This window comes from Pseudomonas taiwanensis DSM 21245, assembly GCF_000425785.1.
Taxonomy (GTDB): domain Bacteria; phylum Pseudomonadota; class Gammaproteobacteria; order Pseudomonadales; family Pseudomonadaceae; genus Aquipseudomonas; species Aquipseudomonas taiwanensis.
The window spans coordinates 120,292-142,868 of sequence record NZ_KE384451.1 but is presented as its reverse complement, the minus strand read 5'-3'; the positions used below and the strand labels follow the sequence as shown (position 1 = coordinate 142,868).

The 22,577-nt window shown below is 60.7% G+C and carries 24 protein-coding genes and 1 other RNA gene; 9 read left to right on the top strand and 16 right to left on the bottom strand.

Annotated elements, in window-relative coordinates:
- Positions 1-136: 136 nt before the first annotated feature.
- An RNA gene (rnpB, locus tag H620_RS26105) (RNase P RNA component class A) lies at positions 137-510 on the bottom strand.
- 67 nt (positions 511-577) lie between these two features.
- Positions 578-1,453 carry a 16S rRNA (cytidine(1402)-2'-O)-methyltransferase gene (gene rsmI / locus H620_RS0122480; protein ID WP_027908082.1) on the bottom strand — a complete coding sequence of 292 codons (876 nt, stop codon included), beginning with the start codon at positions 1,451-1,453 and terminating at the stop codon, positions 578-580.
- Positions 1,454-1,640: 187 nt separating this feature from the next.
- On the opposite strand from rsmI, the gene H620_RS0122475 reads away from it, so the two are divergent.
- The 5 genes from H620_RS0122475 to H620_RS0122455 all read left to right on the top strand — a co-directional run bounded on the left by H620_RS0122475 (position 1,641) and on the right by H620_RS0122455 (position 5,425).
- A complete protein-coding gene (locus tag H620_RS0122475; protein WP_027908081.1) occupies positions 1,641-3,458 on the top strand; it encodes a penicillin-binding protein activator in 1,818 nt (605 codons plus the stop codon).
- The gene (locus H620_RS0122470) at positions 3,458-3,829 is read left to right on the top strand and encodes a YraN family protein (RefSeq protein WP_027908080.1); all 372 of its coding nucleotides are present in this window, start codon (positions 3,458-3,460) and stop codon (positions 3,827-3,829) included. Before H620_RS0122475 ends, H620_RS0122470 begins: the two co-directional genes overlap by 1 nt.
- An 86-nt stretch (positions 3,830-3,915) precedes the next feature.
- Positions 3,916-4,509 (top strand): phosphoheptose isomerase, encoded by a 594-nt coding sequence (locus H620_RS0122465; RefSeq protein WP_012274070.1) that lies wholly within the window; start codon positions 3,916-3,918, stop codon positions 4,507-4,509.
- Positions 4,506-5,084 (top strand): BON domain-containing protein, encoded by a 579-nt coding sequence (locus tag H620_RS0122460; protein ID WP_023378820.1) that lies wholly within the window; start codon positions 4,506-4,508, stop codon positions 5,082-5,084. Before H620_RS0122465 ends, H620_RS0122460 begins: the two co-directional genes overlap by 4 nt.
- A gap of 122 nt (positions 5,085-5,206) precedes the next feature.
- A complete protein-coding gene (locus H620_RS0122455) occupies positions 5,207-5,425 on the top strand; it encodes a YgdI/YgdR family lipoprotein (protein WP_023378819.1) in 219 nt (72 codons plus the stop codon).
- Positions 5,426-5,478: 53 nt separating this feature from the next.
- On the opposite strand, the gene H620_RS0122450 is transcribed toward H620_RS0122455, so the two are convergent.
- From H620_RS0122450 to rplM, 7 genes are all read right to left on the bottom strand, one after another.
- Entirely contained in the window at positions 5,479-5,913 is a 435-nt protein-coding gene (locus tag H620_RS0122450) for a ClpXP protease specificity-enhancing factor (protein WP_023378817.1), read from the bottom strand.
- A 10-nt stretch (positions 5,914-5,923) separates the two neighbouring features.
- Positions 5,924-6,547, bottom strand: coding sequence for a glutathione S-transferase N-terminal domain-containing protein (locus H620_RS0122445; RefSeq protein WP_027908079.1), 624 nt, complete (start codon positions 6,545-6,547; stop codon positions 5,924-5,926).
- Positions 6,548-6,667: 120 nt separating this feature from the next.
- Positions 6,668-7,447, bottom strand: coding sequence for a cytochrome c1 (locus H620_RS0122440; RefSeq protein ID WP_023378814.1), 780 nt, complete (start codon positions 7,445-7,447; stop codon positions 6,668-6,670).
- Complete coding sequence (locus tag H620_RS0122435) at positions 7,447-8,658, bottom strand: cytochrome b (protein WP_023378812.1); 1,212 nt, start codon at positions 8,656-8,658, stop codon at positions 7,447-7,449. The genes H620_RS0122440 and H620_RS0122435 overlap by 1 nt, the downstream gene beginning before the upstream one ends.
- Complete coding sequence (gene petA / locus H620_RS0122430; protein ID WP_023378811.1) at positions 8,658-9,251, bottom strand: ubiquinol-cytochrome c reductase iron-sulfur subunit; 594 nt, start codon at positions 9,249-9,251, stop codon at positions 8,658-8,660. Before petA ends, H620_RS0122435 begins: the two co-directional genes overlap by 1 nt.
- Positions 9,252-9,514: 263 nt before the next feature.
- Positions 9,515-9,907, bottom strand: coding sequence for a 30S ribosomal protein S9 (gene rpsI / locus H620_RS0122425; RefSeq protein WP_003260797.1), 393 nt, complete (start codon positions 9,905-9,907; stop codon positions 9,515-9,517).
- A 15-nt stretch (positions 9,908-9,922) separates the two neighbouring features.
- A complete protein-coding gene (gene rplM / locus H620_RS0122420) occupies positions 9,923-10,351 on the bottom strand; it encodes a 50S ribosomal protein L13 (RefSeq protein WP_023378810.1) in 429 nt (142 codons plus the stop codon).
- 257 nt (positions 10,352-10,608) lie between these two features.
- Here rplM and H620_RS0122415 point away from each other — a divergent pair, with 257 nt between their 5' ends.
- Both H620_RS0122415 and H620_RS0122410 read left to right on the top strand, forming a co-directional pair.
- Complete coding sequence (locus H620_RS0122415) at positions 10,609-11,649, top strand: NADP(H)-dependent aldo-keto reductase (protein WP_027908078.1); 1,041 nt, start codon at positions 10,609-10,611, stop codon at positions 11,647-11,649.
- Between the two features lie 281 nt (positions 11,650-11,930).
- Entirely contained in the window at positions 11,931-12,827 is an 897-nt protein-coding gene (locus tag H620_RS0122410; RefSeq protein WP_167332805.1) for a GlxA family transcriptional regulator, read from the top strand.
- Positions 12,828-12,865: 38 nt separating this feature from the next.
- On the opposite strand, the gene zapE is transcribed toward H620_RS0122410, so the two are convergent.
- The 3 genes from zapE to H620_RS0122395 form a co-directional block, all read right to left on the bottom strand.
- On the bottom strand, positions 12,866-13,960 hold the full coding sequence (gene zapE / locus H620_RS0122405; RefSeq protein ID WP_023378807.1) for a cell division protein ZapE: 1,095 nt from the start codon (positions 13,958-13,960) through the stop codon (positions 12,866-12,868).
- A gap of 182 nt (positions 13,961-14,142) precedes the next feature.
- A complete protein-coding gene (locus tag H620_RS0122400) occupies positions 14,143-15,486 on the bottom strand; it encodes a tryptophan--tRNA ligase (protein WP_023378806.1) in 1,344 nt (447 codons plus the stop codon).
- Between the two features lie 25 nt (positions 15,487-15,511).
- The gene (locus tag H620_RS0122395) at positions 15,512-16,147 is read right to left on the bottom strand and encodes an alpha/beta hydrolase (protein WP_023378805.1); all 636 of its coding nucleotides are present in this window, start codon (positions 16,145-16,147) and stop codon (positions 15,512-15,514) included.
- A 135-nt stretch (positions 16,148-16,282) separates the two neighbouring features.
- Here H620_RS0122395 and H620_RS0122390 point away from each other — a divergent pair, with 135 nt between their 5' ends.
- On the top strand, positions 16,283-16,720 hold the full coding sequence (locus tag H620_RS0122390; protein WP_023378804.1) for a Z-ring associated ZapG family protein: 438 nt from the start codon (positions 16,283-16,285) through the stop codon (positions 16,718-16,720).
- Between the two features lie 70 nt (positions 16,721-16,790).
- Here the strand turns inward: H620_RS0122390 and H620_RS0122385 are convergent, their stop codons facing one another.
- Entirely contained in the window at positions 16,791-17,174 is a 384-nt protein-coding gene (locus H620_RS0122385; RefSeq protein ID WP_023378803.1) for a tail fiber domain-containing protein, read from the bottom strand.
- A 150-nt stretch (positions 17,175-17,324) separates the two neighbouring features.
- Positions 17,325-18,521 (bottom strand): methionine gamma-lyase, encoded by a 1,197-nt coding sequence (locus tag H620_RS0122380; RefSeq protein ID WP_023378802.1) that lies wholly within the window; start codon positions 18,519-18,521, stop codon positions 17,325-17,327.
- Between the two features lie 127 nt (positions 18,522-18,648).
- Between H620_RS0122380 and H620_RS0122375 the strand changes: the two genes are divergently transcribed.
- Positions 18,649-19,128 carry an Lrp/AsnC family transcriptional regulator gene (locus H620_RS0122375; RefSeq protein WP_023378801.1) on the top strand — a complete coding sequence of 160 codons (480 nt, stop codon included), beginning with the start codon at positions 18,649-18,651 and terminating at the stop codon, positions 19,126-19,128.
- Between the two features lie 435 nt (positions 19,129-19,563).
- Here the strand turns inward: H620_RS0122375 and cysN are convergent, their stop codons facing one another.
- Both cysN and cysD read right to left on the bottom strand, forming a co-directional pair.
- On the bottom strand, positions 19,564-21,465 hold the full coding sequence (gene cysN / locus H620_RS0122370; RefSeq protein ID WP_023378800.1) for a sulfate adenylyltransferase subunit CysN: 1,902 nt from the start codon (positions 21,463-21,465) through the stop codon (positions 19,564-19,566).
- Between the two features lie 15 nt (positions 21,466-21,480).
- Positions 21,481-22,398: a sulfate adenylyltransferase subunit CysD gene (gene cysD, locus H620_RS0122365; RefSeq protein WP_023378799.1), complete on the bottom strand. Its 918-nt coding sequence runs from the start codon at positions 22,396-22,398 to the stop codon at positions 21,481-21,483.
- Positions 22,399-22,577 lie beyond the last annotated feature (179 nt).

Below are 22,577 nucleotides of genomic sequence, written 5' to 3'. Positions count from 1 at the left end.
GCCGGAAAGAAAAAAAGACGGGGAAAATCAAACGCTCCCAGACGGATAGAGTTTGAAGTTAAAGTGATTTATTAAGAGTAAGAATTTTTCGGTATTACCAAGAGGGATCTGCTATCGATTCAAGCAGGAGAGGAAGGTGGAGAGTCGATCTGTAAGCCGGGTTTTGTCGAGGACAGTCATTCCTCTACGACGGCCATCACTGGACGCCTCTAGCAACCTACCCGGTTCCGACGCGGGCCACGCCTAATGGAACCCTATTTGGTCTTGCTCCGAGTGGGGTTTACCTAGCCACGGACTGTTGCCAGCCGTGCGGTGCGCTCTTACCGCACCTTTTCACCCTTACCGGCACCGAAGTGCTTAGGCGGTTGTTTTCTGTGGCACTTTCCGTAGGCTCGCGCCTCCCAGGCGTTACCTGGCACCCTGCCCTATGGAGCCCGGACTTTCCTCCCCCTGCCGTCACGCAACAAAAGTTGCGGAACAAAAGCAGGCAGCGACTGTCCGATCGACTCTCCGCCGCCAAGGTTAACGGTAGGCGCGCCCAAGAACAAGCCATACCGCAAAGAATAGCATAAGGCCACTACTGGGCTTTCTGCTTTTCCAGTGCGGCCTGATACAACAGATTCTTGCGCACACCGGTGATTTCCGCAGCCAATGCCGCCGCGCGCTTGAGCGGCAATTCCGCCAGCAACAGATCCAGCACCCGCTGGGCCTCGGCGCTGATGGCCTGGTCGCCCTCCGGCGCACTCCAGCCGCCCACCAACACCACGCACTCACCGCGCTGCTGGTTGGCATCGCTGGCGACAAAAGCTCTCAGCTCACCCAAGGGCAAGCCCTTGAGCGTCTCGAAGGTCTTGGTCAGTTCACGTGCAAGCAGTGCCGGTCGCTCGGCCCCGAACACAGCCTCCATGTCTTCCAGGCACTCGAGGATACGGTGAGGCGCCTCGTAGAAGATCAACGTACGAGGCTCTTCCTTTACCTGCTCGAGCCGGGCACGGCGACCGGCAGCCTTCGCAGGCAGGAAGCCTTCGAAGATGAACCGGTCGGACGGCAGGCCCGCTGCCGACAGTGCGGCGATCAACGCGCACGCACCTGGCACCGGGACCACATTGACGCCTGCCGCTCGCGCCTGACGCACCAAGTGGTAGCCAGGATCGGAAATCAGCGGCGTACCAGCATCGGAGACCAACGCCACATCGTCGCCGGCCAACAGCTTGCCCAGGAACCGACCGCCTTCGTCGCGTTCATTGTGTTCATGGCAGGCAGCCAGCGGCGTATCGATGCCAAAGTGCTGCAGCAAGCGGATCGAGTGCCGGGTGTCCTCGGCCGCTATCAGGGCGACATTGGCCAGTACCTTCAGCGCCCTGGCGCTCATGTCGTCAAGGTTGCCAATGGGCGTTGCCACGACGTACAGCGTACCCACGGTGGTTTTGGAAGCCCCTGCCACATCAGTCACTGCGCACACCTGTCTTTCGGATCAAAGGCGCCATTGTAGCCCGAGCGCTTGTTACAGAGCGCAAAGAACTTCGCATACGACCAATGGTGAGCCACCTATAGTGAAGGTTCCGCATCGGCGACATCGCGCCCCGGCCAGCGCTTGGGTACAATTGCCGGCCAACTTGATCGAGTAACAGGACCTTTACATGATCGCTTGCCTGCGGCTGCTCACAGCCCTCTGCCTCGCTACCTTGCTGGCAGCCTGCGCCAGCTCGCCCTCATCCAGCCTGGGCGAACTGCCACGCACCCCGGACGCCAGCATCGAGCAACTGCTCGAAAAAGCCTCCACCAGCAAATCTGCGGAAGATGCCGCACTGCTGCGCCTGAGCGCCGCCGACCTGGCCTACAAGCAGAAGGACTTCCCGCGCGCCGCGCGCATTCTCGAACAAGTACCACTGGACACGCTCAAGCCTGCGCAGCAGGTGTTCGCCAGCACCCTCGCCGCAGAACTGGCGATGAGCCGCAAGCAGCCCAAGGCGGCGCTGGCCGCCTTGTCGCACCCGAGCCTGCAACGCGTTGCCGAGCTGCCGGAAGAACAACAGGCCCGCACCTACAATGTGCATGCCGCCGCCCTCGAAGCCGACGGCCAGGCGCTTGCCGCAGCCCAGCAGCGCGTTCTGCTGGCACCCCTGCTCAGTGGCCCGGCCGCCAGCAGCAACAACGATTCGATCTGGGCGCTGGTGGCATCACTGCCGGCCGAACAGCTGCAGCAGCCAGCAGGCAACGAAACCCTGGGCGGCTGGACCAGCCTGGCCCTTGCAGTGAAGAGCGCCGGCACCCTTGAGCAGCAGCAAGCGGCCATCGAAACCTGGCGCAAGCAGCACCCTGACCACCCTGCAGCACAGCAACTGCCGCTGGCGCTGACCAAGCTCAAGGAACTGGCCAGCCAGCCACTGACCAAGATCGCCCTGCTGCTGCCTCAGGAGGGCCCACTGGCCGGTGTCGCCCGCGCCCTGCGTGATGGCTTCATGGCTGCGCACTTCCAGGCCCAGCAGGCCGGCCAGCCGGCGCCCGCCGTTCAGGTCTTCGATAGCTCGCGCATCACCTCCCTCGACGACTTCTACCGCCAGGCGCAGGCCGCAGGCGTACAGCTGGTGGTCGGCCCACTGGAAAAACCACTGGTGAAAAAGCTCGCGGCCTACCCGCAACTGCCAATCACCACCCTGGCGCTGAACTACGCGGACGCCGGGCAAGCCACCCCACCGCAACTGTTCCAGTTCGGCCTGGCCGCCGAGGACGAAGCTCGCGAAGTGTCTCGCCGCGCCCGTGCCGACGGCATGGTCCGGGCCGTTGCCCTGGTGCCGAGCGGCGAATGGGGTGACCGCGTGCTTGCCGCCTTCCGCAAGGACTGGGAGAGCAACGGCGGCACCCTGCTGGCCGCCGAGCGCATCGCCCAGCCAGTAGCCCTGGCCCAGCAAATCGCCGACCTGTTCCAACTTCGCCAGAGCGAAGGTCGCGCCCAGAGCTTGCAAAGCACGGTAGGTGGCAACATTGCCGCACAGCCTTCGCGTCGCCAGGACATCGACTTCATCTTCCTCGCCTCGACCCCGCAACAGGCGCAACAGATCAAGCCGACGCTGAACTTCCAGTACGCGGGCGACGTACCGGTATACGCCACCTCGAACCTCTACAGCGCCAGCGGTGACGTCAACCAGTACAACGACATGAACGGCATTCGCTTCTGCGAAACCCCGTGGCTGCTCGACACCACCAACAATTTGCGTCAACAAGTGGTCCAACAGTGGCCGCAAGCCGCCGGCAGCCTTGGCCGCCTGTACGCCATGGGCGTTGACGCCTACAGCCTGGCGCCTCGCCTGGGCCAACTCAAGGCACTGCCGGATAACCGCGTGCAAGGCCTCTCCGGAAGCCTGACCATGAACGCCAACCAGCGCGTGGAGCGTCAGCTGCCGTGGGCCGAGTTCTCGGGCGGCCAGATCAAGCGCCTGCCGGACACTGCGCGCTGATGCCGGACGCATCGCCGACCCATGCCGGCCAAACCGCAGAAAACCAAGCCCTTGAATACCTTCAGGGGCAAGGCCTGCAACTGCTGGCTCGCAATTGGCGATGTAAAGGCGGCGAGCTTGATCTGGTCATGCTCGACGCCGATACAGTAGTATTCGTCGAAGTCCGCTACCGCTTGCATGCGGATTTCGGTGGCGCCCTCGGCAGTATCGACGGGCGCAAGCAGAAAAGACTGGCGCTTGCCGCCAGCCTGTTCTTGCAGAAGGAGTCCCGTTGGGCCAACCAACCCTGCCGCTTCGACGTTGTCGCCCTGCAGGGCAGCCAGCATGCAGGCCGACCGCTTCAATGGCTGAAAAACGCCTTCGAATGCTGAACCCACTTCATTTTTTTTGCTCTATGTTTCGCGGGCTGGTCTCTGTTGCGCGCCGCGCCGGCCACCGCCCCACTTAAGGTCACCCGATGGACATGCAATCCCGAATTCGCCGGCTGTTCCAGGCCAGCATCGACACCAAGCAACAGGCAATGGACATCCTGGCACCGCACATCGAGCAGGCCAGTCTGGTCATGGTCAACGCACTGCTCAACGAGGGCAAGATGCTCGCCTGTGGCAACGGCGGCTCGGCCGGCGATGCCCAGCATTTCTCGTCGGAGCTGCTCAACCGCTTCGAACGCGAGCGCCCGAGCCTGCCGGCCATTGCCCTGACCACCGATAGCTCGACCCTGACCTCAATTGCCAACGACTACAGCTACAACGAGGTCTTTTCCAAGCAGATCCGCGCCCTGGGCCAACCGGGCGACGTTCTGCTGGCCATTTCCACCAGCGGCAATTCGGCGAACGTCATTCAGGCCATCCAGGCCGCACATGATCGTGAAATGATTGTCGTAGCATTGACCGGTCGTGACGGCGGCGGCATGGCTTCACTGCTGCTGCCCGAAGACGTCGAGATTCGCGTGCCCTCGACGGTCACTGCACGCATCCAGGAAGTCCACCTGCTGGCGATCCATTGCCTGTGCGATCTGATCGACAGCCAACTGTTCGGGAGTGAAGAATGATCCCCAAGCGCCTCGGCCTGATGGCCCTGACCCTGTGCCTGAGCGTCACCGGCTGCAGCTCGGTACTGACCTCGACCCGCAACTCGCCGATCGAGGATGATCGCGGCACTCGCACCATCGGTAGCAAGATCGACGATTCGCTGATCGAAACCAAGGCTGCGGTAAACATCGCCAAGGCCAGCCCGGACCTGGACAAAGGTTCGCACATTGTCGTCAGCAGCTATAACGGCATCGTGCTGCTTGCCGGCCAGACACCTCGCGCCGACCTCAAGAGCCTGGCGGAACAGACCGCCAGCCAGGTCCAGCGGGTCAAGAAAGTACACAACGAGCTGCAAGTGATGCAGCCCTCCTCCATCCTTGCGCGCAACAACGACGCCTGGCTGACCACCAAGATCAAGACCCAGATGCTGGCTGACGCCAACGTACCCAGCTCGCGCATCAAGGTGATCACCGAAAACGGTATCGTCTATCTGCTCGGCCTGGTCACCCAAGGCGAGGCCAACGCAGCCACCGCCGTGGTACAGGGCGTGTCGGGCGTGCAGAAAATCGTCAAGCTGTACGAGTACATCGACTGATTCCTTGATTGCCCGCACCGGAATGATCGCCGGCGACCGGCTCCTGCAGGTGGAAACGACCTGTACGGAGCCGGCATGGGCCTCCCTCCGCACCACCCCTACAGAAACCCAGGAAACACCGCATGAAAAAGCTTCTGCTGCCCGCCCTGCTGATCGGCGCCTTCGCCACCCTGGCCGGCTGCTCCACTCCAAGCCTGATCACCCTCAACGACGGCCGCGAGTTCCAGACCGTCGATGAGCCGCAGTTCGACCAGGACGCTGGCTTCTACGAATTCCAGCAGCTCGACGGCAAACGCACCCGCGTCAACAAGGACCAGGTGCGCAGCATCAGCGACCTGTAAGTCCTGGCCCGCAGCCATAAAAAAGGCGATCCCGCATGGATCGCCTTTTTTGTTTACTTGACCACCTTCAGGCTTGGCCGCCCACTCGGACGCGGCGGCTGGCCACCTCCCTCAGGCGGGCCATCGTCATCCGGCTCGACACCTTCATCTTCGATGTCGTCGTCGCCATCCATCAGTGGAGGCTCCAGCTCGAAGACCATACCCTGGCCGTTTTCGCGGGCATAGATACCGAGGATCGCGCCAACTGGCACGAACAGCGAATGCGCCACACCGCCGAACCGGCCTTCGAAGCTCACCGCTTCGTTGTCCATGTGCAGGCTGCGTACCGCGCTGGGGGAAATATTCAGGACGATCTGACCGTCACTGGCGAAGCCTTGCGGCACCTGGACCGCCGGATATTCGGCATTGACCAGCATATGAGGGGTGCAATCGTTGTCGACGATCCACTCGTACAGCGCTCGAACCAGATAGGGGCGACTGGAGTTCATCAACGGCTCCTTAAAGCTTGCGCATTTCACGTTCAACGGAGGACAGGCTTGCCAGGAATGGCTCACGGGCAAACTGTCGCTCCATGTAATCCAGCAGCGGCTTGGCCTGCCGCGGCAATTCGATACCCAATACCGGCAAACGCCAGAGTATGGGCAGTAGACAACAGTCGACCAGGCTTTGCTCCTCGCTCATGAAGCAAGCGAACTCGGCAAACAGCGGCGACACGCCGGTCAAGCTCTCGCGCAACGCCTTGCGCGCCTCTGTACGCGCGGCATCGGCGCTGCGCGCATCGAGGATGGTATCGGCCAGCGCACACCAGTCGCGCTGGATACGATGTATCAGCAGACGGCTGTTGCCACGTGCCACCGGGTATACCGGCATCAGTGGCGGATGCGGGTACCGCTCCTCAAGGTACTCCATCACCACGGTCGATTCATACAACGCCAGGTCACGGTCGACCAGGGTCGGCACGCTCCCATAGGGGTTCACTTCAACCAGCTTGGGTGGCAGACGACCGCGATCCACATCGATGATCTGCACGCTGACGCCTTTCTCCGCGAGCACCAGGCGCACGCGATGGGAATAGTGATCAGCGGGGTCGGAATAGCAGGCTAACCTGTTGGTTGCGCCCATGTAGCGCCTCCTCGCATGGGGATGCTTAAGAAACTGCAAATGCAAACGCGCCCTGGAGGCCCCTCCGCGTCAGCGGTGGAGCGCCCAGGGCGCGTTCAACTACCAGAAACTACTGCGTGATCAGTGCACGTCCTTCCAGTATTCGCGCTTGAGCAAATAGGCGAATACGAAGAAGAAAGCCAGGTACAGCAACACATAAGTACCGATACGCTGGCTTTCCAGTTTGACCGGGTTGGCCGAATAGGCCAGGAAGGTCACCAGGTTCTTGACCTTCTCGTCGAACTGCTCGGTGGTCAGGGTACCGGAATTCGGCGTAATGGTCAGCTGGTCACAAGCCTCATGGGTCAGCGGACTACCTGTCAATGGGTCGAATTGCTTCTTGCCGTCGACCACGGTCTGCACCTGCTTGCAGCCGATGACCTGGTTACCCTGCAGTCCCACCAGCACGTTGGGCATGCCGACGTTCGGGAACACCTTGTTGTTGACACCATAAGGACGCGACTTGTCTTCATAGAAGCTGCGCAGGTAGGTGTACAACCAGTCGGTACCGCGCACCCGGGCAACCAGCGTCAGGTCAGGTGGCGCCGCGCCGAACCAGGTCTTGGCATCACTGGGCTGCATGCCGATCTTCATGTGGTCGCCAATCTTGGCACCGGTGAACACCAGTTTCTCGAGCATCAGCTCGTGTGGAATGCCCAAGTCATCGGCCACACGCTCATAGCGTTGGAACTTCGCACTGTGACAGCCCATGCAATAGTTGGCGAAGGTACGAGCACCATCCTGCATGGCCGCTTTGTCGGCGAGGTCGATATCGACCTTGTCCAACGTCAGGCCAGTTTCGGCAGCGTAGGAAAAGGCAGGCATCACTGCCAGCAAAAATACTGCAATCAACTTTTTCATCAGCCAGTCACCCTTTCCGGAACCGGTTTGGTCTTCTCAAGCCTTGTGTAGAACGGCATCAGCAGGAAGTAGGCGAAGTACAACACCGTGCACACCTGCGACAGCAAGGTGCGCCCTGGTGTCGGCGCCAGAACGCCCAGCACACCGAGGATCACGAAGGCCACGCAGAACACCAGCAGGAAGATCTTGCTCAACCAGCCTTTGTAGCGCATCGAGCGCACAGGACTGCGGTCAAGCCAGGGCAACACGAACAGCACGGCAATGGCCGCCCCCATGGCGATCACCCCGAACAGCTTGTCAGGAACCGCCCGAAGGATTGCGTAGAACGGCGTGAAGTACCACACCGGGGCGATATGCTCTGGCGTCTTGAAGGCATTTGCCTGCTCGAAGTTCGGTTTTTCCAGGAAATAGCCACCCATTTCCGGGAAGAAGAACACCACGGCACAGAATACGAAGAGGAAGACCACCACGCCGACGATATCCTTGACGGTGTAGTACGGGTGGAACGGAATGCCGTCCAGCGGTATGCCGTTTTCGTCCTTCTTCTTCTTGATATCGACGCCATCGGGGTTGTTCGAACCTACTTCGTGCAACGCGAGGATGTGCAGCACGACCAGGCCCAGGATGACGATCGGCAAGGCCACGACATGCAGGGCGAAGAAGCGGTTCAAGGTGATGCCGGAGATCAGGTAGTCACCACGAATCCACTGAGTGAGGTCATCGCCGATCACCGGAATGGCACCGAACAGCGAAATGATCACCTGGGCGCCCCAATAGGACATTTGCCCCCAAGGCAGCAGATAGCCCATGAAGGCCTCGGCCATCAGCGCCAGGTAGATCAGCATGCCGAACAACCACACCAGCTCACGGGGCTTCTGGTAGGAGCCGTAGAGCAATCCGCGGAACATGTGCAGGTAGACCACGATGAAGAATGCCGACGCCCCCGTGGAGTGCAGGTAACGCAGGATCCAGCCGTATTCCACGTCACGCATGATGTATTCGACCGAGGCAAAGGCCTCTTCCGCCGACGGCGTGAAGCTCATGGTCAGCCACACACCCGTGACGATCTGGTTGACCAATACCAACAGGGCCAGGGAGCCGAAGAAGTACAGGAAGTTGAAGTTCTTGGGCGCGTAATACTTGCTCAGGTGGTCTTCCCACATCTTGGTAGCGGGGAAGCGAGCATCAATCCAGTCCATGAACTTGCTCATCATGCGTTCTCCTGATCGACGCCGATGACAATGATGTCGTCCGACTCGTAAGAGTGAGGCGGCACTGGCAGGTTGAGAGGTGCAGGCTGGGCCTTGTAAACCCGCCCGGCCAGATCGTAGTGGGAGCCATGGCAAGGGCAGAAGTAGCCACCCACCCATTTAGGACCAAGGTCGGCCGGCGCCACTTCCGGACGGAACGTCGGGGAACACCCAAGGTGGGTGCACAGACCGACGAGAATGAGGATCTCCGGCTTGATCGAACGCACCTGGGGATCGACATAGGCCGGCTGCACCGATGCCTTCGATTCAGGGTCGGACAGCTCACCGGCGATCTTCTTGAGATTCCCGAGGATCTCTTCCGTTCGCCTGACGATAAATACAGGCTGGCCGCGCCACTCGGCCACCATCTGCTGCCCGGGTTCGACCTTGGCGATGTTGACCTTCACCGGTGCACCTGCGGCCTTCGCCTTGGCACTGGGAAACCATGACCCTACGAACGGTACCGCAGCCCCCACTGCCCCCGCCGCCCCGACCACGGATGTCGCGGCTACGAGGAAGCGGCGCCGGCCTGCGTTGACGCCGTCATTGCTCATTCAGTCCTCTCCCATCAGCTTGCTTGGCCTGTTGAATCAGGCCTGTACTTAGGTAATGTCTGTGGCACTAAAAATTGGCCGCCATGGTAAGAAACAAAACCACACACTGACAAGGTGATTACCCCTGCAACGGGCTACAACCCTCGCTTTGCTTGATCTGCGTCTATGCGGCCAGTTGTCACCGACATGCTGACAGGTTAGTTCAAGACATAAAAAAAGCCCGGTTCCAAAGGAACCGGGCTTCTTTGACTGCCGAAGCGGTATTAACGCTTGGAGTACTGAGGACGCTTACGCGCTTTACGCAGACCCACTTTCTTACGCTCAACTTCACGAGCGTCGCGGGTGACGTAGCCAGCACGACGCAGAGCGCCACGCAGGGTTTCGTCGTATTCCATCAGAGCGCGGGTGATACCGTGACGGATCGCACCGGCTTGACCGCTGACACCACCACCGGAAACGGTGACATAGATGTCGAACTTCTCAACGGTCTCGGTCAGCTCCAGCGGCTGGCGAACAACCATGCGAGCGGTTTCGCGACCGAAGAACACGTCCAGAGAACGGTTGTTGATGGAGATGTTGCCAGTGCCCGGACGCAGGAAAACGCGAGCGGTTGCGGTCTTGCGACGGCCAGTGCCGTAATTTTGAGTCGCCGACATAATGAACTTTTCCCGTTAGATCTTCAGTTCTTGAGGCTGCTGAGCAGTGTGTGGGTGAGTTGCACCCGCGTACACTTTCAGCTTGCGGTACATGTCGCGACCCAGCGGGTTCTTAGGCAGCATGCCTTTGACCGCGGTTTCGATAACACGCTCAGGGGCTTTGTCGATCAGCTTCTCGAAGCTGATTTCCTTGATGCCGCCTGGGAAACCGGAGTGGGAGTAGTACATTTTGTCGGAAGACTTGGCACCAGTCACACGAACCTGCTCGGCGTTGATAACGACGATGTAGTCGCCGGTGTCAACGTGAGGGGTGTATTCTGGTTTGTGCTTGCCACGCAGACGGCTAGCGATTTCGGTAGCCAGACGACCCAGGGTCTGGCCAGCGGCGTCGACTACGAACCACTCGCGCTTTACTGTTTCCGGTTTAGCAGTAAAAGTTTTCATTCTCTAAAGCCTCAGAGGCCGCCCAGCGAAAAATAGACGGCGAATCTTACTGGATAGTGCACAACTTGCCAAGGGCAAGCGCGCAGCCGAACGCTGACGCTTTTGGGGGCTCGGGTCGGGCACGCCAATGTTCGACGGGGTTCTTCCTGCATGGTGGTGCATCACTTCCGCCACACGGAGAGGGGCCGAATTATCCAGATTGCGCCAGAAAATTCAACCTGCTTTTATGGGCATCTTTGCCAAGGAGAGTCTTTCCGATGGAATACCGCAAGCTCGGCCGTACCGACCTCCACGTCAGCGCCCTGTGCCTGGGCACCATGACCTGGGGCGAGCAGAACACCCAGGAAGAGGCCTTCGAACAGATCGCCCTGGCCAAGCAGGCCGGGATCAACTTCATCGACACCGCCGAAATGTACCCGGTGCCACCCCGCCCCGAGACCTATGCCGCCACCGAGCGGATCATCGGAAAGTGGTTCAGCGAGCACGGTGATCGTGACGACTGGATCCTCGCCAGCAAGGTCGCGGGCCCTGGCAACGGTATCAGCCATATCCGCGACGGCCAGCTCAAGCACAACCGCCAGCACATCGTCGCGGCGCTGGACGAAAGCCTCAAGCGCCTGCAGACCGACCGCATCGACCTGTACCAACTGCACTGGCCCGAACGCAGCACCAACTTCTTCGGCAAACTGGGCTACCAACACCTGCCGCAGGACCACTTCACCCCGCTGGAGGAAACCCTCGAAGTGCTCGATGAGCAGGTTCGCGCCGGCAAGATCCGCCATGTAGGTCTGTCCAACGAAACGCCGTGGGGCACCATGAAGTTCCTGCAACTGGCCGAGGCCCGTGGCTGGCCGCGCGCGGTGTCGATCCAGAACCCGTACAACCTGCTCAACCGCAGCTTCGAGGTGGGCCTGGCGGAAGTGGCGATTCGCGAACAATGCGGCCTGCTGGCCTACTCGCCACTGGCGTTCGGCATGCTCTCGGGCAAATACGAGAATGGCGCCTGCCCTGCAAAGGCACGCTTGACCCTGTTCAGCCGCTTCGCCCGCTACTCCAACCCACAGACAGTCGCAGCCTGCAGCCGCTACGTGCAACTGGCCCGCGATCATGGCCTGGACCCGGCGCAAATGGCCTTGGCGTTCGTGACTCGGCAACCGTTCGTGACCAGCAATATCATCGGAGCGACCGACCTGGATCAGCTCAAGAGCAACCTCAATAGCCTGGCACTGAACCTCAGCGATGAGCTGCTGGCGGGGATCGAGGCGATTCATCAGCAGCAGCCCAATCCGGCGCCTTGACCCGAACCACAATTGCCTGCTTCGCGGGTGAGCCCGCTCCCGTAGGGCTACGCGCAGCCCTCGTGGGCGTGGGTTTACCCGCGAAGCAGGTAGCGCGAATCTGCGGGGTAGACACAATCGCCAAAAAATAAGACGATCCAGCCGGTGATCGACCACTCTACCCTATAAGAACAATGACAATGATGTTTACCCAACCCTCCGCGTCGTTGCGGCGCGTCAGCATCCTGGCCATTGACAAGGTGTTCGCCTCGACCCTGATGCAGGCCAAGGATTTCTTCCACCTGGCCAGCCTGCGCTATAGCAAGCAACTGGGCCTGGGCTTGCAGCCCATGTTCGAAATCCACCTGGTCAGTCCCGACGGGCAGCCCGTGGACAGCTTCAGCGGCGTACAGTTGCCGGTCGACGGCGGCCTGGACGATGCCGATGTGATCATCCTCCCAGCCTTCTGGGACGACTTCGACAACCTGCTGCAGCGCTACCCTCAGGTGCTGCCGTGGCTACGCGAGCAACATGCCCGCGGCGCCGTACTGTGCGCCGAGGCAAGCGGGGTCTTCTGGCTGGCCGAGGCCGGGCTGCTCGACGGCAAGGAAGCGACTACCTACTGGCGCTTCTTCAACAGCTTCGCCGAGCGCTTCCCCAAGATCAGGCTGAACCAGGACAAGCACCTTACCGACGCCGACAATCTGTACTGTGCCGGCGGCACCACTTCGGCCTGTGATCTGTACATCTACCTGATCGAGCGCTTCTGCGGCGCCAACGTGGCTCGCGCCGTGGCACGCGACATCCTCTACGAGGTGCAGCGCAACTACACCCCTGGACGCATGGGCTTTGGTGGGCAGAAGCTGCACCAGGACCTGATCATCCTGCAGATCCAGCACTGGCTTGAAGAACACTTCGCCGACAAGTTCCGCTTCGAGGACGTGGCCCGTAACCACGGCATGAGCATTCGCAACTTCATGCGTCGCTTCCAGGGCGCGACTGGCGACAAACCATTGCACTACCTGCAACGGCTACGCATCGAGACGGCCAAGGGGTTGCTGTCGAGCACGCGCAAGAGCATCAAGACCATCAGCTACGAGGTTGGCTACGACGATGCCAGCTTCTTTGCCCGACTGTTCCGGCAGCACACTGAGCTGTCCCCGAACCAGTATCGGCAGCAGTTCATGCAAGAAGCTTGAGATGAGCGGGGCCGGCAAGCGGCCCCGAACTCCGAGGCTTATGGCTTGTGCGCGCGCGCCAGGAACTCGTGCGACTGCATCTCCAGCAGGCGGCTCAGGGTACGCTGGAATTCGAAGCTCAAGCGGCCACCGGTGTACAGGTCCTTCAGCTCCACCTCGGCCGAGATGATCAGCTTGACGTTACGGTCGTAGAACTCGTCCACCATGTTGATGAAACGACGGGCGATGTCATCGGTAGCCACACCCATCTGCTCCACGTTGCTCAGCAGCACGGCGTGGAAGATCTTGCCCAGCTCGATGTAGTCGTTCTGGCTGCGAGGCCCGTCGCACAGGGCGCGGAAGTCGAACCAGGCCACATCGTCGCAGGTGAGCAAGGCATTGATCGGACGATTCTCGATCATCAGCACGTCATTCTCGACCGCCTGGGTGCACTCAGGGGTCAGTGCCTTGAAGCTGGCGCGCAGGCTCTGGTGCGCCGCATCATCGAGCGGGTAGTGGTACAGCTCGGCCTGCTCCAGGTGACGCAGGCGGTAATCGACCCCGCTGTCGACGTTCACCACGTCGGTGTTCTGCTTGATCATCGCGATGGCCGGCAGGAAGCGCGCCCGCTGCAGGCCGTCCTTGTACAAGCCGTCCGGCACGATGTTGGAGGTCGCGACCAGGGAAACGCCATTCTTGAACAGTTCCTCCATCAGCGTGCCCAGGATCATGGCATCGGTGATGTCGGAAACGAAGAATTCGTCGAAGCAGATGACCTTGGCTTCCTGGGAGAAGCGCTTGGCGATGATGGTCAAGGGGTTCTTCTCGCCCTTGAGGGTCTTCATCTCTTCGTGCACACGCTTCATGAAGCGGTGGAAGTGAGTACGCATCTTCTCTTTGAATGGCAGCGCCTCGAAGAAGGTATCCACCAGGTAGGTCTTGCCTCGGCCCACACCGCCCCAGAAGTACAGGCCCTTGACCGGGGTCTGCTCCTTCTTGCCGAACAACTTGCCGAATACACCTGGCTTGCTGTTGTGCGCAGCGACCAGATCGTCGTATAGACGCTGCAAGTGACGCACAGCAGTCTCCTGCGCCGCGTCATGGAAGAAGTCGGGACGTTTCAGATCTGCTTGATATCGTTCTAGGGGCGTCATGATTCGTTAGCGAGGCAACAAAAAACGGGCCGTCACTGTAGCGACAGGCCCGCTTAATGGCAATCAGACTTGCGGCGAAATGCCTCAGGCGGTATGCATTCCTGAGGGCGAAGGCCTACCCGCAAAACAGACAACGCGGTGCCTGGCACCGGTTATGCCGGTGTTCGCGGATAAATCCGCTCCTACAGGGGCTGCAGCGCTACACGCAGGCTTTCGATAGCCGAATCGCGGGCTTCGGCGCTGTCGAACTGCGGCCCGTCGGCCACCTGCTCGCCGTTCAGCCACAGACTGAAGCCCAGGCCTTCGACTCGCACATCAGCCTCACCGCCCTGCTGCAGCTGCTTGCTTACCGCACCGGCGCTCTTGCCATCGGCGAAGCTGCGCGAGAGCAGCAATTGCTCGCCATCGGCGGCAAGCAGGCGGAAGCGGAAGCTGCCGTCTTCGTCACGGAAGCTGACGAAACGGGCGCTTTTGGCGGCTTTCTTCTTCACTTCGGCAGTTGCCTGGACGCTGCTGCGGAACGAGCGCAGGCCTACGGCCTCGCGCAGTTGTTCGAGGAACGGGGTGGCGATCTTGCGTGCCTTGGCGGCACCGGCCAAAAGAATGTCTTCCAGGTCCGACGGTCGCGAGATCAGTTGGTGGTAGTGCTCACGCTTCTCGGAAAGCTGGCTGTCGAGCAGCTGGAACAGACGCTGCTTGGCATCACCCCAGCCCAAGCCCTGCAGCAGTTCTTCACGGAATTCAGCGCACTGGGCTGGTGTGGAGAAGGCCTGGAACAGAGTGAACAGGTGCGAGTTGTCCGGGTCCTTGGCCTCGCCTGGGGCACGGGAGTCAGTGACGATGCGCGAAATTGCGTCCTTCATGTCCTTCGCGCTGGTGAACAGCGGAATGGTGTTGTCGTAGCTCTTGGACATCTTGCGACCGTCCAGCCCTGGCAGCGTCGCCACGCTTTCTTCGATCACAGCTTCTGGCAGGGCGAAGAAGTCCTTGCCCTGACCGAACAGGTGGTTGAAGCGCTGGCCGATATCACGGGCCATCTCCACGTGCTGGATCTGGTCACGGCCTACCGGCACCTTGTGCGCGTTGAACATCAGGATGTCCGCCGCCATCAGCACCGGGTAGCTGAACAGCCCCATGGTCACACCGGCATCCGGGTCTTCACCGGCTTCGACGTTCTTGTCCACCGAAGCCTTGTAGGCGTGGGCGCGGTTGAGCAGGCCCTTGGCGGCAACGCAGGTCAGCAGCCAGGTCAGCTCAGGAATCTCGGGAATATCTGACTGACGGTAGAAGGTCACCTTGTCCGGATCCAGGCCACCGGCCAGCCAGGTGGCAGCGATTTCCAGGCGCGAGCGCTGGATGCGCAGCGGATCGTCGCACTTGATCAGGGCGTGATAGTCGGCCAGGAAGTAGAACGAGTCGGCACCGGGCTGCTGGCTGGCGAGAATGGCCGGGCGGATAGCTCCGGCGTAGTTGCCCAGGTGCGGGGTGCCGGTGGTGGTGATACCGGTGAGAATGCGCGTGGTCATGGGTGTTCGCTTATTCAGGCTTGGCTCAGTTCGAAAGGCGCGGCAGCAGCAGATCCTTCAGATCGGTCAGCTTGCCATGGAAGAAGTGTCCGCATTCTGCCACTTTCAGCAGCTCATGGGGGCGCGACAGGCTGTCGGACCAGTCGTAAACCAGCTGCGGATCGACGACTTCGTCGCTCTCCGGCTGCACCACGGTGATCGGGCAATGCTGCGGCAGCGGGAAATCGGCCGTCAGACGCATCACCGCCGGGGCAATCATGAACAACTGCTGCAAGGCCACGCCAGAAGCCTCCAGCCGCCCGGCCAGGCTGGTAGCGACGAAACCACCGAAAGAGAAACCCATCAGCACCAAGGGCAGATCGGGGTGCTTTTCGCGCAGCCAGCCAGCAGCGGCCTCGGCATCCGCTACCTCGCCTGCGCCCATGTCATGGCTGCCGGCGCTCTGGCCCACACCACGGTAGTTGAAGCGCAGGGTCACGTAGCCTGCATCGCGGGCGGTACGCTGCAACGTCGAAACCACCTTGTTGAGCATGGTGCCGCCCTGAACCGGGTTGGGGTGGCAGATCAGCACCGCACCGCGGGCATCGGCCACGTCCAGGTACAAGGCTTCCAGCTGGCCAACGGGGCCATCGATGAACAAGGGGGTTTCGCGGACAAGCAAGGCACTACTCCGTGACCTCGGGAGGGGTCGATTCGTCTAGCTGAGGAATTCTGTTCTGATTTGCGATCGCTCGCGGTATACAGCGCAGGTCTGAGCCGTTAACGTAAAGCAAAGCCGTTTATAGAGGAAGGACTCGTGGAACACTCGCTCCTTGTTTGGTTGTTGCCGACCCTGGCCCTGGTCGTCGGCGTCGTGGTCGGTTTCGTCGTCGCGCGCCTGCTGCCCAATGCCGCGCCGAGCAGCACACAGCGCCAGCTGGACGATATCCAGCAACGCTTCGACACCTACCAGAACGAAGTGGTCACCCACTTCAACAGCACTGCCGTGCTGGTCAAAAAGCTGACCCAGAGCTACCAGGATGTCCAGGACCACCTGGCCGAAGGCGCCAATGCCCTGGCGCTGGACGAGGTTACCCGTCAGCGCCTGCTGGCCGCCCTGCACTCCGAGGCCGCCCAGGCCCCACGTGACCGCCTGACCCCGCCGAAGGACACCGCCGAAGTGCCTCGCGACTATGCGCCGAAGGCGCCGAACTCGCCAGGCATGCTGGACGAGAGCTACGGGCTCAAGCGTTAAGCGGGTGAAATGCAAAAAGGCCTCGGAAGAGGCCTTTCTTATTGCGTGAAGAACACGGCAACAACCCGCGTTACATCGTCTTGGCCTGAGCCTTCTCCAGTGTATCGATCCGCTGATTCAGTTCACGTATCGACTCAATCAGTGGTGCGACCAATTTTTGGTAGTCCACCGTCAGCTTTTCGTTCTTCTCATGAACCAGTTCCGGGTACACGGCCTGGACATCCTGCGCCATCAGCCCAATATCCTTGCGCCCCGTTTCTTTCCAGGTGAACTTCATACCTTGCAGTTTCAACAACTGCTGAGTGGAACCCGACAGCGCCTCTGGCGACGTCTTCAGGCTTTTATCGCTGAAAGGGCAGCATGGCTGGCCCACATCGCCTGCCAAAGCGACCCCACTGGCAGTAACCACCGCAAGCGCCAGGGCGGCGTGCGAAAGTACACTCTTGAATTTCATACTCATGCCTGTTCAGGTGAATGGACTAGGCACGGAACAGATTCCGTGCGAACACCCAAACTAAGTGACCACCTCAACAGGCTCTATCCGACGTTTCTTGATATCGCTGTCGAAAACCGGCATCGATAAGTAGGAAGTTTGCAGCCAACCTCATACACAGTGCTTGAGCGCCTGTTCGATATCGGCAAGCAAGTCCTCTACATCCTCCAACCCCACCGACAGCCTCACCAACCCTTCCGATATCCCGTGATGCGCCCGCTCCTTCGCCGTATAGCTGGAATGGGTCATGCTCGCTGGATGCTGCGCTAGCGACTCGGCATCCCCCAGGCTGACCGCACGTGCGAACAGCTGCAAGGCATTCATGAAGCGTCGGCCGGCCTCGATCCCGCCCTTGAGCTCAAAAGCGATCATCCCGCCCGGCATGCGCATTTGCCGCTGTGCCAGCGCGTACTGCCCGAATGACGACAGGCCCGGGTAATGGATCAGCTCGACCTGAGGCTGCTCCGCCAGGAACTCAGCCACCTGCTGTGCATTGGCGCAGTGGCGGTCCATGCGCAGGGCCAATGTCTTGATACCACGCATCAGCAGCGCGGCATCATGCGGCGACAGCACCGCGCCAGTCATGTCCTTGAGCCCTACCAGGCGAATCCGGTCGACCAGCGCCTTGCGCCCGACCACCAGCCCGGCGGTGATATCGCCATGGCCGCTGAGGTACTTGGTAGCCGAGTGCACGACCAGATCGGCACCCAGCTCCAACGGCCGCTGCAGATACGGCGTGCAATAGGTGTTGTCGACCACGATGTGCAGGTCATGCCCCTGCGCCGCTTCGGCCACGGCAGCGATATCGACCAACTGCATGTTCGGGTTGGCTGGGGTTTCGAAGTAGATCATTCGCGTCTTACTGGTGATCGCCGCCTTCAGCGCCTTGATGTCATTGAGGTCGACGTGACGGATCTTGACTCCGAACTCGCCAATCCCATGGTGCAGGTAGGCGAAGGTGCAGCCATACAGTGTGCGCCCCACGATCAGTTCATCCCCAGGGCGCAGCAACGTCCAGATCGTCGAAGTGATGGCCCCCATGCCCGAGGCCAGGGCCAAGCCTGCCTCGCCCCCTTCCAGCGAGGCCATGCGCTGTTCCAGCAAGGCCAGGGTCGGGTTGGAGATACGGCTGTAGAAGTGCCCGGGTTCTTCGCCTGCAAAACAGGCAGCACCGTATTCGACGGAAGGAAAAGCGTAGGTAGCGGTCTGGTAGACCGGCGGCACCAGGGCGCCGCCATGGCTGAGCGGGTCGTACCCGTGATGGATGGCCCGCGTGGAAAAACCGCTGTTGTTATGGGAGTCGCGCATGGCAACAACCTCTGGTGGTTTGTTATAAGCTTATGCCACCAAGCCGCCTGATTTTTTCCAAAATCTCCTACGCGAAATGGCTAGTTTTGGAACAAAAACAACACATGACAGATCAGGAGGGCAAAACATGCCTTCGACCCTCGACCGCACCGACCGCGCCCTGCTCGCAGCCTTGCAGGGCAACGCCCGCCTCACCGTCTCCGAGCTTGCCGACCAAGTCGCGTTAACCACCTCGCCCTGCTGGCGTCGGGTCAAGTTGCTGGAGGACAACGGCTACATCACCGGTTATCAGGCCATTCTTTCGCCCAAGGCGCTGGGGTTTGGTGTGACCGCGTTCGTCAGCATCATGATGGACTCGCACACCAAGGACATGGCGCTGGCGTTCGAAAAGCGGCTGATGGAAATTCCAGAGATCATTGCCTGCCACAATGTTTCCGGGCGGTATGACTTCTTGCTCGAGATTCTGGCGCGGGATCTGGAGTCGTTTGGGGAATTCACCCGTGAGGTGTTGCAGCGGTTGCCGGGGGTGAAGGAGATATATTCGAGCTTTTCGTATAAGGCGGTTAAGGAAAAGCGCGTGATTCCTGTATCGGAAAAGCATATCTGAGACAGATCTGCCACGATCGACACCTGAAGGAGCGGTATTGCATCGCGGAAACAAGTTGAGGTTCTTTCTGGGGAGGACGGCCTGACTTGAGCTTTGAGGTGGTGCGCAAATCGAGCGCCGCCCGCGCGGCGCATCGCGAGCAAGGCTCGCTCCTACATTTGTTTCGGGCCAATTATTTCTGTGAGATTCGCGCGCGAACGCTTTGGCGCTTGGCGCGATATCGCGTCGTACAAACAAGGCGGTCGCGCGCGTCTATCACTGGCGTTACTGGCCCGAAACAAACGTAGGAGCGAGCCTTGCTCGCGATGCGCCGCGCGGGCGGCGCTCGATCTCACAGGCACCGCACCTCTCACGCCAAGCACCCAACAGCCCCGACGCCAATCCCCAATACAAAAAAACCCCGCCGAAGCGGGGTTTCTCATACAGCACTAACGCTTAAATCGCGCCGCGCTGACGCAGCACATCCAGCACCTGCTTCACGCCCTCGTCCACGCTGGTGGTCTGGGTGTCGATCACCAGGTCGGCATCCAGCGGCACATCGTACGGGAAGCTTTCACCCGGGATGTTGTCACCGCCAGCGGCATACAGGCCCTGAGGATCACGCTCGCGGCAGGCAATTGGCGATGCCTGCACGTAAACGGTTACCAGGCGCTCCTTGCCGATCAAGGCCTTGGCCTGTTCACGGCCCTCGGCATCAGGCGCAACGAAGGCGGCCAGGGTCAGCAGGCCAGCTTCGTTGAACTGACGCGCCACATGGGCGGCGCGGCGCCAGTTCTCGGTGCGGCCCGCGCGATCCTGCGGCAGGCCCTTGTTCAGGTCGTGACGCAGGTTCTGGCCATCGAGCACGTAGACCGCACGGCCCATGTCGAACAGCTTGCGCTCGACGGCATAGGCCAGGGTGCTCTTGCCAGCGCCGGACAGGCCGCTGAACAGCACGGTAGCCGGTTGCTGACCGAAGCGCAGCGCGCGCTCTTCAGTGGACACGTGAGCCAACTTGCCATGCTGACCCGTGGTGCCATGCGGCAGGACTGGCGGGGCGATGATCATGCCGGCACCGACAGTGCCGTTGGTCAGGCGGTCGATGACGATGAACGCGCCGGTGGTGCGGTTGCTGTCGTAACCGTCCAGGGCGATCGCGGCATCCAGGGACACCTTGACGCGACCGATCTCGTTCAGCTGCAGTGCACTGGCAGCGCCTTGCTCCAGGGTATTCACATCCACCTTGTGGGTGATGCTGGCAATCGAGCCCGGCACGTAGCTGGTGGCGCGCTTGATGTCATATTTCTTGCCCGGCAGCATCGGTTCTTCGGCCATCCACACCAGCATGGCGTCGAACTGGTCGGTCACCGGCGGAACGTTGTCGGCATGCACCAGCAAGTCGCCACGGGAGATGTCGATCTCGTCTTCCATGGTCAGGGTCACGGCCTGGCCGGGGCCGGCGTTCTCCAGTTCACCTTCGTAGGTGACGATGGACTTGACCCGGCTGCTCTTGCCCGAAGGCAGCACGACGATTTCGTCACCCTTGTGTACCACGCCGCTGGCGATGGTGCCGGCGAAGCCGCGGAAGTTCAGGTTCGGACGGTTGACGTACTGCACCGGGAAACGCAGGTCGGTGACGTTGCGGTCGGCCGACACTTCCACGGTTTCGAGGATTTCCATCAGCGTCGGGCCGGCGTACCACGGCGATTGCTCGCTGTGATTGACCACGTTGTCGCCCTTGAGCGCCGACATCGGCACGAAGTGCAGGCTCGACGGCTTCAGGTTGATCGCTTCGGCAAACTTCAGGTAATCGGCCTTGATCGACTCGAAGACCTGCTCATCGAAGCCCTTGAGGTCCATCTTATTGACCGCGACCACGATGTGCTTGATGCCCAGCAACGAGGCAATGTAGCTGTGACGGCGGGTCTGGGTCTGCACGCCGTAACGGGCATCAACCAGGATGATCGCCAGGTCGCAGGTCGAGGCGCCGGTCGCCATGTTGCGGGTGTACTGCTCGTGGCCCGGGGTGTCGGCGATGATGAACTTGCGCTTGGCGGTGGAGAAGTAGCGGTAGGCAACATCGATGGTGATGCCCTGCTCGCGCTCGGCCTGCAGGCCATCGACTAGCAATGCCAGGTCGACTTCTTCGCCGGTGGTGCCGACTTTCTTCGAATCGCGGGTGATGGCCTCGAGGTGGTCTTCGTAGATCATCTTCGAGTCGTGCAGCAGGCGCCCGATCAGGGTGCTCTTGCCGTCATCCACGTTACCGCAGGTGAGGAAACGCAGCAGTTCTTTGCGCTCGTGCTGAGCCAGATAAGCGAGGATGTCTTCGCTGATCAAATCGGATTGGTGCGACATGATGAAACCCTGAAATTAGAAGTAGCCTTGGCGTTTTTTGTCTTCCATCGAGCCTGCGCCATCATGGTCGATGACTCGGCCCTGGCGTTCGGACGTACGGGTCAGGAGCATTTCCTGGATGATGTCCGTCAGGGTCTCGGCCTCCGACTCGACGGCACCCGTCAACGGGTAGCAGCCAAGGGTACGGAACCGCACTTTCTTCTTGACGATACGGGCTTTTTCCTCGTCGGTGAGGTGCTCGAGGATGCGCTCGTCGTCGATCATGATCAGGGTGCCGTTCTTCTCGATCACTTCCCGCTCGGCGGCGAAGTACAGCGGCACGATCGGGATGCCTTCGAGGTAGATGTACTGCCAGATGTCCAGCTCGGTCCAGTTGGACAGCGGGAACACACGGATCGACTCGCCCTTGTTGACCTTGCCGTTGTACACGTTCCACAGCTCGGGGCGCTGGTTCTTCGGGTCCCAGCGGTGCTTGCTGTCGCGGAACGAGTAAACGCGCTCTTTGGCCCGGGACTTCTCTTCGTCGCGGCGGGCGCCACCAAAGGCGGCGTCGAAACCATGCTTGTCTAGCGCCTGCTTCAGGCCCTGGGTCTTCATGATGTCGGTGTGCTTGGAGCTGCCATGGGTGAACGGGTTGATGCCCTGGGCCACACCTTCGGGGTTGACGTGGGTGATCAGCTCCAGACCCATTTCCTCGACCATCTTGTCGCGGAAGCGGTACATCTCCTGGAATTTCCACTGGGTGTCGACGTGCATCACCGGGAACGGCAGCTTGCCTGGGAAGAAGGCTTTGCGCGCCAGGTGCAGCATCACGGCGGAGTCCTTGCCGATCGAGTACAGCATCACCGGGTTATCGAACTCGGCGGCCACCTCGCGGATGATGTGGATGCTCTCCGCCTCCAGCTGTTTCAAGTGCGTCAGTTTGTCGACCATGGCTACTCACGAAAAACGATCTTATGGACGGCCTGCGGGCCGTGTTCGAGCGAGCCACTTTATCACAGCGGCTGATTCTATTTAGGAGCCGCACTAGATCGAAACAATCTAACGATATGACTGGGGGTTTGGGGCTCGAGCAACGCATCGCCGACAGGCCAGCGCCTGAGACGAGCGCG